Here is an 11,061-nt window from a genome sequence, read left to right as displayed (position 1 = left end):
CCCCCCGCCCCGCCCTTTCGAGGCTGGGAACTTCGCCTTTGCAGACGGACATAGCCGACGGGCAACGCGGATGAAAAGCGCACCCCGACGGTCGATTCAGCAAGTTGGGGGGATCACCGGGGATGGGCCGGATCATCCGTTTGCCATTCGCCGGGTTCGGGATAGATTCGATCAGCAGCCGGGTATATGGGTGCTTAGGCCCGGCGAAAACATCGGCGACGGTGCCATGTTCGATGATGCGGCCGGCGTACATAATCATCACCCGGTCACAAGACTCAGCAACAACGGACAGGTCATGGGTGATCAAGATCAGGGCAAGGTTGAGTTGCGCCCGCAATTCCCCCAAGAGCTTAAGGATCTGAGCCTGTGTGATCACATCGAGGGCCGTGGTGGGCTCATCGCCGATGATGATCGAGGGGCGGCAAGCGAGCGCCATGGCAATCATCACCCTCTGCCGCATGCCGCCCGACAATTCGTGGGGATAGGCGGCACCGCGATCCGCCGGAATGCCGACGAGCTCGAGCAGCTCCCTTGCCCGCGCGATCGCCTCACCACGCGACAAACCGAGCTTCAGCATGCACGGCTCGGCGATCTGCTTGATGATGCGGTGAACGGGATTAAGCGCATTCATTGCGCCCTGGAAGACAACGGACGTTTCGCTCCAGCGATGTGGCCGCATGGCGGCATCGTCATCGATCGGCAGTCGCTCTCCGCGGTAGCGCACCTGACCGCCGCTGACCCGCGCGTTGGGCGATAGCAGACCCGCAATTCCCATCGCGGTCGTGGTCTTGCCACTGCCCGATTCACCCACGAGGGCAACGGCCTCTCCATCTCGGAGCTCGAAGCTTACGTCCTCGATCGCCCGCGACGGAACACTCTTCAGATCATAGTCGACAGAAAGCGCGTCGACCGCCAGAAGCGATGCTGTTCCTCGTTGAGGGAACGATTTCATGGGATCACCCTCCGACGTGGGTTGAAGGTGTCGTCAAGGGCATTGCCAATCAGGACGAAGCTAAGCGAAACCGTGAGCACGCACAGGCCGGGTGCGCCCAGGTACCACCACGCTCCAGCACTAGCCGCGCCGGCGCGCTGAGCGAGGGAGAGCAAAGTACCCCAAGATGGCTGCAATGGGTCACCCAGCCCGAGAAATGAGAGGGCAGTCTCGGTGTATATCGCGCCGGCGACAACCAACGCACCATTGGCCGCAACCTGCGGCACGAGATTGGGCAGGAGATGGTGTAGCATGATATTGAGATCGCTAGTGCCAACAACCCTGGCGCGCTCAACGAATTGGCGTTCGCGCAGTGACAGCGTCTGGCTTCGAATGATGCGTGCAACAAAAGCCCAGCTTGTAAAACCAATGACCAGAATGATCACGAAAAGAGAAGGACGGAAGCCAAGGATATCTCTGCCACGCCCAAGAACTTCCAAAACCACGGGCGCGATGACAAGAGCAAGCACGAAGGACGGGAGAACGAAAAAGAAATCTGTCAAGCGCATCAGCCAAACGTCGACCTTCCCGCCATAGTAGCCTGCCGTCATGCCCACCGTGGTGCCGACCATGAGGCTGATCACTGTCGCCAGCAACGCGATTGTAAGCGAAATCCGTGCACCATGGACGACCAGATTGAGCACGTCCCGCCCGACATCGTCTGTCCCGAGCAGATGATGACTTTGAGGCGGCGCGAGGAAATCGCCGGTTGCGGTGGCTGCGGTCTCAAGTGGCCCGACAAGGGTATTGGGTATCGCAGCCAGAACAAGGAAAAGCGCTAGAGCCAATAGGCCGAGCCCAGCCCCGCTATGGCCAAAAAACTGGCTTAGAAAAGCCTGGATCGCTCGCTTTCGGGCGCACCGGCGAGATTCGACAACAGGTATGTTCATCGCCGCACCCTCGGGTCGAGCATGCCGTAAAGGATGTCGGCAACGAGATTCGCGACGACGATCGACGCGCCGAGCAAAAGAAAGATTCCTTGAAGTACGGGATAGTCCCGTGCGTTTAGCGCCTCGACGGTCAGGCTTCCGATCCCCGGCCAAGCGAACACGGCCTCGACGGTTATGCCACCCGCCACCACATATGCGATGTTGAGTGTCACCATGGTCACGACCGGTAGCATGGCGTTACGGAAGGCATGACGCATCAGCATCTGGCCAGCTGTCAATCCCTTGGCCCGGGCGGTAACCATGTAGTCCTCGGTGACGACGTCGCTCATCGCGGCACGGGCCACCACCACGTATTGCCCGATAAGACCCAGCGCCAGCGTGGAGGCCGGTAGCACGAGATGCCGGATGCGATCGGCGAGCCAGTCAAATGGAGCGCCGTTTCCGAATGTCGGCGAGTACGCACCAAAGCCCGGGAGCCAGCCCAGCGCGGTGCTGAAGATCAAGACCAGAAGCATGCCAAGCCAGAATGGAGGTGTCGAGTAGAGTGCCAGAGAGGCACTCGTGGTGACATGGTCCACCACTCCCCGCCGACGCCAGCCCGCGTAGATCCCTAGGGTCACACCGCAAATGATTGCGACGAACTGAGCTATACCAACTAAGGCGATTGTTGCGGGGAGACGCTCCATAATCAGGTCGGCCACGCGCCGGCCCCTAAACTTGAAGCTGTAACCAAGATCACCCTGTAGCGTTGTCGACAGATAGCTGAGAACCTGGTCCGGGACCAGCGGCCGGTCGAGGCCCCAGCGCTGGCGCTGCTCCTCAATCTGCTCAACTGTCACGGCTTCGCGCGCCCTGCTCAACAACAGTCCGGCGGGGTCGCCCGGAACAATCCTGAACAAGATGAAGTTCAGGATTGCCACCATTAGGAGTGTCACGACCGCTCTGAGGAAGATGCGCCAGACGTGTCGGCTCGTCCCGCCTCCCTGCCCATTGGAAACCATCTTAAAGTGGCCTGATGCGGCCCACCGGAAAGTGGCCATGCATCGACAAAATATTATCCTGTGGCCCCCAGCCCTCGAAGCAATCCTTGCGACGAGCGTCGAGCATGAATGGGTTACTCAACATGATGTATGGCGCTTCTGCGTAAAAGAGGCGCGCCGCTTGGTCGACCAATTCCTGAATCTTCTTGATGTCAACAGTGGCGTCGATCGCAGCCAAGAGCGCGTCGAATTTCTCATTAGACCAGTACGATCTGTTTCTGAGGCCGATTTGCTTGCTGCTCGCGAAGCTGAATAGGCTTTTGGGAACGCCAGGCCCCCACAAGTTGGTAATGAGCAGGTCCCAGCCTCCCCCGCCATTGGCCGGCGCTGCCGTGCGGGCAACTAGCGTTCCGGGTTCGAGCTGAGTCACCAATACAGGAATGCCGATTTGTCCAAGCCAGCCAGCGACGAGCTCCACGGCTGCGATTGGTATCACAACATTACCCGAACCGGTCCCGGCGATCAGCTCGAGCTGGAAGCTCTTCCCCTCCTTGTCCTCGCGAACGCCGTCGCCGTTCGTGTCCCGATAGCCGGCTGCATCAAGCCGGCGGCCGGCCTCGGCGAGGTCGAAGTACCGCCTGATGTCGCTCAGATCCGAGTAGTATTCCGTTACCACCGGCGGGATTGGCCCGACGCCCGGGTCGGCGTGTCCGCGCATGGCTCGATCGACGATGGCCTTCTGGTCAATCGCGTAGCCGATCGCATCGCGAAACGCCGGATCCTGCAGGGCTTTCGTGCTCCCCGCCCCGTCCCCGGGCGCGGTGTTGAAGGCCAGGTAATCCCCCTGCTCAATGCGCTGTTGTCCGACCACGATATCGGAATTCTTCGAGAGGTTGGTCCACTGGGCGACGGTCAGGCCGACACCATAGTCGAGGCTACTGCTCTTCAGACCCTGGGCGAGGGGATCGGCCGAATTGAAGAAATGGAAGACCATGCCGGCTGCCTTCGGCTGCCCCGTGCGGAAATACTTGTTCGGCGTGAGGCGGGCAAACTGACCCTGCTGAAACTCCGAAACGATCATCGGCCCCGTGCCGACCAGCGGCGGGTCATTGCGGAAGGTGCCGCGCGCATCGGCGTAGCTGATGTCCTTCCAGATGTGTTCGGGAACTATCCATGGCCCGCCGTTGATTGGCCAGCGAGTGGGAGCCTTGGTTACGATTTCTAAAGTCTCGTCATCGAGGGCCGTCACGGAGGCGACTAGCTCTAGGCCACTAGTGTTGTTTTGACCGACGTTCAGCTCATCGGGCTTGCCGATAGAGCCGCGCAGATAGTTGTATGTGAACGCGACGTCTCTGGCCATGGCAGGATGGCCGTCCGACCACTTCATGCCAGGCCATATCTTGAAGGTCCACGTGACGTTGTCGTCCGCGACGGACCACTCCTTCGCGAAACCCCTCCGATCGGGGTAGCGCTGCGCCTCCACGCCGACCAGCCCGTCATAGGTGAAGATTAGCGGCCACCACGAGTTCCAGGTGGCAAAAGGGTTCATGGTATCGGGGGCGGCAATTGCGCCCATACGCACGATGTGATCGTCGCACGACGAGGCGAGCGCACTTGAGTGCATGACCCAAGGTGCAGCCGATCCCGCCAACATCGCCTTCATGACTGCACGGCGACTGAGTGGAAACCCGTTCATTTGTACCCCCCTTAAGGCTCCTGGTTCCGTTCTTACCGCAATGCCATGCCGGCTTTTGAACCCTCGGCACTGCGTTCTGAAATCGAGCTTTACCCTAAGCGGGGCCAGCTGATGAGGCCCGAACTGTTATGCTCAGCCTTCGATTGTTATGATCGGGAGCGGCAATCGAAAACGTCATGCGCTCAACTACCTGCGTCAGCTAACATCTACACAGGTTTGTACCAGGGTTTTCCTGTATTTGGTTGATCGCATACGACATTAAACACCATTCGGATCGAGTTCGGCGTGAACCTTGCCGGCCCCGGTCCGATCCTGCATCTAGGGTCCGGATCCATAAAAGGGGTTCCTCTGACGGCGGGATTGTGATTCAGGTCTCTGAGGGGGACCTGTCATGAATCGCGAATATTTCTGGCTCAGCGATGAGCAGTTTAGGCTGCTTGAACGGCATCTGCCGACCGACACCCGAGGCAAGCCGCGCGTCGATAATCGACGCGTGATCAGCGGCATCATGTGGTGAAGAGCGGCGTACGCTGGGTCGACGCTCCGTCGGTCCATGGACCGCGCAAGACCCTCTACAACCGTTTCCAGCGCTGGTCGGCCAAGGGCGGGCGTATGGAGTGCGATCTTCCATGCGCTCGCCAATGCGGTCGGACCACCAGCTCAGCTCCTGATCGATTCCTCGGCCGTTCGTGCGCACCGCTGTGCAGCGGGCGGAAACGTATGGCCCGCCCCGGCTGCAACGTATGGCCCGCCCCGGCTGCAAGCGACAATTGGAGGGTGGTGTGAACAGTCTGCACAAACGTATCCGGCATGTCGGCGCGGCGGCCGCCGCCAAGATGGAGATCCGCGCGTCCCGAACCTCATAAAGGGGCCGGCCTCGATGGGCCATTTTTCGCCGGAGGCTTTCGGAACACCGATCGACTGTCAGGCCATCTTCCTTTCACCACTTGCAGTTCGTCACGTCCGGCGAGGTATTCTCCGGACGTTTGTTCCTCATTTCGATATCGGCGCGACCTGATAGTTCCGTCCATGGTGGAGCAGCGCCCAGACGGTGCGGGCCATCTTCGCAGCCAAGGCGACGACGACGACGTTGGGATGAGCGCGGGCGAGAAGCCCACGCAGCCACGATCCACGTCGTGTTGCTCTTGGCCAACGAGGGCATGGCGGACCGTGCGCCTTGGATCAGCATCTTGCGTAGATATCTACTTCCGCGCTTCGTGATGCCCAGGAGCTTCGGCCTTCCCCCGGTTGTGGCCTGCCGGGGCACAAGACCCAACCATGCGGCGAGGTCACGCCCCTTGTCGAACGTTGCCGCGCTGCCGACCGCGGCTACCAGCGCGGTGGCGTTTAGCGCGCCGATGCCGGGAATGCCTGTCAGCCGCCGGGCGCGGTCATCGGTCCGAGCCATGTTTGCGAACTCCGCGTCAAAGGCGAGGATGCGAAGTCCAGTTCCTTCCAGCGCGTACGCATGTCCTCGAGCAGGAACGCCATCCTTGGGCTCAGCGCGTCGCTGCCGTTATCCAGCAGCTCACCGAGCAAAAAACGCCGTCGAGCGTGGCCCTGTGCCACAACGTACCCGCGCTCCAAAAGCAGGCTTCTGATCTGGTTGGTCAACGAGGTGCATTCACCAACGAGGCGGTCGCGCACTCGATGCAGGGTCTGAACGTCGAGTTGCTCTTCGCTCTTGAGTTCGACGAAGCGCATGGTGGGTCGAGTCGCCGCTTCGGCGATCGCCTCGGCATCGCGGTCATCGTTCTTTTGAGCCTTGACGTAAGGGCGCACATATTCCGGGGACATCAAACGAACCTGGTGGCCCAGCGCCGCCAGCGATCGCCCCATGTGATGTGCACCACAACATGCTTCCATAGCCATGATGCAGGGCGACAGCTTTGCAGCGAACGCGATCACCCCGTCACGTCGCATCCGCCGTTGAATGACGACCGTTCCGCCTTCATCCAATCCAACGACGCTGCAGCTGTTCTTGCCCAGATCAATGCCAAGGACCACTATGCTCATGGTTCGCTCCTTCCTCTCTTGAACACCGATACCTGACACAGGCGTCGGCGGGAGGGGCGGGCCATCAATAAAGGGGAGCGCGAAATCAGGCGATCGGCAGATCACGCGGCAGACGCACCACCAAGATCCACGCATTGACCGATGGCCTGTGCCGACCCGTCGCGTTCCCGTTGACCGGCGGCCAGGTTGCCGACTGCACGGCGGGGAAGCCCTCATCGAGCAGATGCCGCCAGCGCCGATCCTGCATGGCGACAAGATCCTATGAAGACGTGCGGATTGCTGTTCACCAGCGCTCCAGCGGCAACGGAAGGCACAGCACCGTGCCCGAGCACATGCCGTCCGCGCATCGGCGCTTCGCCAGATGGACGATCGAGCGGATCAGCCGGGAAGCCTCCGCTATTGGCTCCGACGCGGCGCTGCTCGTCGAAAAGATCCTGGCCGAGCGGCCGCATCCCGAGTAGGGCTTCCGCGCCTGTCTGGGCATTATCCGCCTGGCCAAGGGCTTTGGCCGGGAAAGGGTCAATGCCGCCTGCGGCCGCGCGCTCGAGATCGGCGCGCGGGCCTACGGAATCCGGGGGCGGAATAATCTCGGAACAAGGGGCGGCTTCGTCGGAAACGGCACAGGGATTACGCCGATCCCGATCCGGGACGGTCCTCTGCCATTTTGCTTAGCAATGCTGGGACCTGGAAAAGCCAAGCACAGGCGTACGGGACTATGGTTTTGACACGGGTGCGGTCTTCCATTTGCCGCTCTCGATCATAACAATCGGAGGACGAGAATAACAAATCGGGCATGACAAAACGGAGTTCGTTGGCCCAAGTCTCGACTCCGAGAAAACGGTGAGATCGATGATCAGTAGGCGCAGCATGATAACGTCGCTGGGTGCGGCCGCCGCAATGAGTTCGCTCGCTCCGCGCTTGACGCTCGCACAGTCTACTGCTTCGCTTGTGGAGGCTGCCAAAGCTGCGGGCCAAAGCCGCACGGTGATCTCGGCGGAAGCGGCACCCGGTGAAGCGGTGTTCCATCTGTCAGGGCAGCCTGCGCCTCCGCACGATGGCCTCGGATCCGACAGGCCGCTAAGTCGCCACTTCGAGGCCATGGGGTTACGGCGACCCATCAGAAGTACGCGTTGATCGCAGCGCCATATGCACCATTACGGCAGCATGACTGAACTGCGAGCGTTAATCGCTGATTGAGGGGTAAAGCGGCGATCGGAAACGAAAAAGAGCAACTATTGTTTAACTTATGGCCCTGTCGGTCCACACCCGGCCGAGCAAATGAAGGATCATTGAAATGCGGCTCGATGAATACGTACAATACGATGCCACCGGTTTGGCGTCTCTCGTGAGTGCCGGCGAACTAACTCCTGTAGAACTGACGCGCGTAGCTCGCGAGGCTAATGACGAAGTCAATCCTCGTGTCAACGCTGTCATCGAGTTCTACGCAGATGCTGAGACCGTTGCTGGCGCGGACACTGGACGCTTCAATGGTGTGCCATTCCTTCGCAAGGATCTCGGGGCCACCGAAGCTGGCCGCCTCCAGGAACAAGGAAGCCGCCTGTTCAAAGGCTATCGCGACAACACCGACAGCTATTTCTTTCGTCGCGCCCGGGATGCTGGACTCCGGACTGTCGGAAGAACAACAACACCGGAGTTTGGGGCATCCGGAGCGACCGAAACCATCCTCCATGGCATCACCCGCAATCCGTGGAATTTGGAACGCACCGCAGGGGGCTCGTCCGGGGGAGCCGCGGCTGCGGTGTCCGCTGGTATTGTTCCTATTGCACATGGCAGCGACGGGGCCGGCTCGCTAAGGGGACCCGCAGCCTGGTGCGGCCTTGTGGGACTTTGCCCGTCCCGCGGACGCATCTCCGGGGGACCAAACAACCAGGACACAGGGTCTGGCCTTTCCAGAGACTTTGTTCTTTGCCGCACCGTGCGTGATATGGCCGCCGCGTTGGATGTCTTTTCCGGTCCCCATCCCGGCGATCCATTCATTATCGTCCAACCGAACCGTCCCTACGTAGAGGAACTATCACGGCCCACCGGCACTCTGCGGGTCGGGGTCGCGCGGACAACATGGGGCAAGCTCGATCTTGAGCCGGAGGTCCTGCAGGCGGTCGACTCGACTGCCTCACTTTTGGAGGAAATGGGGCACCAAGTGACGGAGATAGAGCCGCCGTTTGATTTCGAAGAGTACATTAGATCGGCTCTCCTCCGCTCATATCTCGGCGCGAGTTCGCTCGAAACGGCGGCACGGGCCATGGGCCGCACTATCAGCGCGCATACCTTGGAGCCGGTCAACCTCAAATACTACGAACGGGGCCGAAATCAATCTTTATCGATTTGGGCAGAAATGCATGAAGGCCTCCGGCGCATGCAGCTCCGGGTGGCCGAGGCGATCCATACCTTCGACATTCTTCTGACCCCCACGCAGCCGATCGTGGCCCATTCGCATGGCGGCACTTACGCTCTAACCGATACAACGCTCTCCGTAGAAGAGTGGACGCGACATGCATATAAGGGTTGTCATCTGCCCGTATTCAATATTACCGGACAACCGGCGGCATCCTTGCCCTTGGCACAAAGTACCGATGGACTGCCGATCGGCATTCAGATCGTCGGCCGCTTCGGTGATGAGGCCACACTGATCCGTGTTGCACGCGACCTGGAGGAAGCTAGACCGTGGAGCCACCTGCGGCCAAGGGTCCGAGCAGGGACCAGCTGAATAGCAGTCGATCCATGCGAGGCTCATTGAGACGAAGCGGTGAATGCTTCCCGATGTCCGGACGCTTTGCATCGCCCCCACGCGCTTTCGCATCGGCGCCTGTGAATTCTCAGCGCGGATCGATGTTCGATGTCCGGCATGACCCTGGCGGCTGGCACGCCGCACCAAAAAGCGCAGGTTTTCGGTGATGATCTGCGGCGCGATGTCCTGTTTTTTTCAAAAGTCGGGTTAGCAATCATCTGGCTGCCCTTGGTCTTGTGGCTGTTCTGGATCCGATCCGACTTGGACCGGGTAACCCCGATCGGCGTCGCCCCTCCAGCCGCACATCGGGTCAGGATTGCCGAAGATAGCGGCCCGTGCGATGGCTTCAATGCCGAGCCTGCCGCGGTGTCGAAGATCAGCACCGCCGTGCGCTTCGACAACAACAAATACTCGGTGATGGCGACCGCCGTCGGCCGGCCGATGGAGATCGTTCTTTTAGACCCCTCGAACAGCGATTAACTCTCGCAGTGGTGCCACACTGGCGCTATGGCGCGGCGATCACGCATTCCGATGCGGTCCATCAACTCGGCTTGTCACGACCGCACGGGCAAGAATGGAGGCCTTCACATGCGCGGCTGCAAGCGAAGAAAGGTATCGTCAGGCCGAGTTCGTACTGAAATCAACGATGGAAAAACGGAGCGCTTGGGACACGAATGAGAACCCATGACGCTCTTCCTCGAATAGGAGGAGAATGGGTCTCACATTACTTTTCGATCGCCTTGTCGACTGCCGTCGGCACGCCCCCTCTTCGCCGACTGCGATCGATGAGAGGAGCGTCGGGATCGGCTAGAATGTGTTGGTCTCGTGCTTCCGTGGCGGCGACGAAGCGCATACGGAATCTCCTGCAGGCAGACTGAGCGCTCTCAGCCCTGCGCCACCCCCCAAATCTCAACAGTGCACTCGGGGGAGTGCATCATTGGCTTCGGTACGAGCGTCATGGGCGGAAGCGATCCACCCACGCAATCGGCGAGGGTCTTGGCGAAAGCAACCGTCTCGGCCTCGGTGCCAGTCGAAGTGAAATAGCAGACCATGAGCTTCAAGTCCGCGGGCATCCGGCCGAAGGGGCGCAGGAGATCCTCGATATAGCCCATGGTGAAGCGGGTCTGAGGCATGAGCTGGCCTTCCATGACGATCAGGTTTTTGTTGCCGTACGGACGCTTGGGCCACTGGCCGCCGAGCCAAACCATATCGCGCAGCCCGATGGCTTGGCGGTAAGGCACAGGAAACGTCCAATCCCACACGCGCTCAGGCCAATGGTCCTCGCGCGGGATGTATTTGTCGTAGCCGTTCCGCAGCTCACGCATGGCCATGACCTCGACCTTGGTCAGAGCTTCCTTTGGGTTGAGGCGGTGACAGGGAACCGAAGTTTCGACCGGCCCCGGCTCACGAAAGTGGCTCATTCGCGCCTTCCCGAGCGGCGCCCAGTCCTCGTTCGTGGTGCCGAAGTAGTAGCCCTCCATCTTGACGCAGTCCTGGAAGGAGGCGCCGAGTGCGGCCAGCGTCTCCGCGTGTCTCTCCATGATGAAGTGGCTCTGGGCCACCCCATCGCCGGGATGGCGCACTACGCCGTCCGCGTCCTCCGCCGTGCGATTGGCTAAGGCGATGAACTCGCCCGCTCGCAAGCCGCCAGTGACCGTCCGGCCGCCGAAGAGGGCCCGTCTCTCGGACGGTACGGGACGCGGCGCCGCTCGAACGTCGCAGTGCGTCCGCCAACTGCG

Annotated in this window: 7 protein-coding genes and 4 pseudogenes; 5 read left to right on the top strand and 6 right to left on the bottom strand. The window is 60.6% G+C overall.

What is annotated here, in order from left to right; genetic code table 11:
- From AC0L3N_RS32790 to AC0L3N_RS32775, 4 genes are all read right to left on the bottom strand, one after another.
- On the bottom strand, positions 1–952 hold a 952-nt coding region (locus tag AC0L3N_RS32790), incomplete at its 3' end, for an ABC transporter ATP-binding protein (RefSeq protein ID WP_473551740.1).
- Complete coding sequence (locus tag AC0L3N_RS32785; protein ID WP_473551738.1) at positions 949–1,881, bottom strand: ABC transporter permease; 933 nt, start codon at positions 1,879–1,881, stop codon at positions 949–951. The genes AC0L3N_RS32785 and AC0L3N_RS32790, both read right to left, overlap by 4 nt.
- Positions 1,878–2,882, bottom strand: a complete 1,005-nt coding sequence (locus AC0L3N_RS32780) for an ABC transporter permease (RefSeq protein WP_473551736.1) — start codon at positions 2,880–2,882, stop codon at positions 1,878–1,880. Before AC0L3N_RS32780 ends, AC0L3N_RS32785 begins: the two co-directional genes overlap by 4 nt.
- A 1-nt stretch (position 2,883) precedes the next feature.
- Entirely contained in the window at positions 2,884–4,557 is a 1,674-nt protein-coding gene (locus AC0L3N_RS32775; RefSeq protein ID WP_473551733.1) for an ABC transporter substrate-binding protein, read from the bottom strand.
- 391 nt (positions 4,558–4,948) lie between these two features.
- Here AC0L3N_RS32775 and AC0L3N_RS32770 point away from each other — a divergent pair.
- Positions 4,949–5,272 (top strand): annotated as a pseudogene (locus AC0L3N_RS32770) (transposase); the annotation flags it as partial.
- Between the two features lie 278 nt (positions 5,273–5,550).
- Here AC0L3N_RS32770 and AC0L3N_RS32765 read toward each other — a convergent pair.
- Positions 5,551–6,573 (bottom strand): annotated as a pseudogene (locus tag AC0L3N_RS32765) (IS110 family RNA-guided transposase).
- Between the two features lie 83 nt (positions 6,574–6,656).
- Here AC0L3N_RS32765 and AC0L3N_RS32760 point away from each other — a divergent pair.
- The 4 genes and pseudogenes from AC0L3N_RS32760 to AC0L3N_RS32745 all read left to right on the top strand — a co-directional run.
- Positions 6,657–6,780, top strand: a pseudogene (locus AC0L3N_RS32760) (IS5/IS1182 family transposase); the annotation flags it as partial.
- Between the two features lie 53 nt (positions 6,781–6,833).
- A pseudogene (locus AC0L3N_RS32755) lies at positions 6,834–7,142 on the top strand (IS21 family transposase); the annotation flags it as partial.
- A gap of 725 nt (positions 7,143–7,867) precedes the next feature.
- A complete protein-coding gene (locus tag AC0L3N_RS32750; RefSeq protein ID WP_473551732.1) occupies positions 7,868–9,301 on the top strand; it encodes an amidase in 1,434 nt (477 codons plus the stop codon).
- Between the two features lie 129 nt (positions 9,302–9,430).
- Positions 9,431–9,802 (top strand): hypothetical protein, encoded by a 372-nt coding sequence (locus AC0L3N_RS32745; protein ID WP_473551742.1) that lies wholly within the window; start codon positions 9,431–9,433, stop codon positions 9,800–9,802.
- Between the two features lie 404 nt (positions 9,803–10,206).
- Here AC0L3N_RS32745 and AC0L3N_RS32740 read toward each other — a convergent pair.
- Positions 10,207–11,061: RidA family protein (locus tag AC0L3N_RS32740; protein ID WP_473551730.1), on the bottom strand; the 855-nt coding region annotated here is incomplete at its 5' end.

The organism is Mesorhizobium sp. WSM4807, from assembly GCF_055811615.1.
This window is presented reverse-complemented; position numbering and strand designations above follow the sequence as displayed.

Coding starts and splice junctions, on each gene's coding strand:
- AC0L3N_RS32745 (WP_473551742.1), top strand. CDS start 9,431: ATGTCCGGCATGACCCTGGCGGCTGGCACGCCGCACCAAAAAGCGCAG.
- AC0L3N_RS32780 (WP_473551736.1), bottom strand. CDS start 2,882: ATGGTTTCCAATGGGCAGGGAGGCGGGACGAGCCGACACGTCTGGCGC.
- AC0L3N_RS32775 (WP_473551733.1), bottom strand. CDS start 4,557: ATGAACGGGTTTCCACTCAGTCGCCGTGCAGTCATGAAGGCGATGTTG.
- AC0L3N_RS32785 (WP_473551738.1), bottom strand. CDS start 1,881: ATGAACATACCTGTTGTCGAATCTCGCCGGTGCGCCCGAAAGCGAGCG.
- AC0L3N_RS32750 (WP_473551732.1), top strand. CDS start 7,868: ATGCGGCTCGATGAATACGTACAATACGATGCCACCGGTTTGGCGTCT.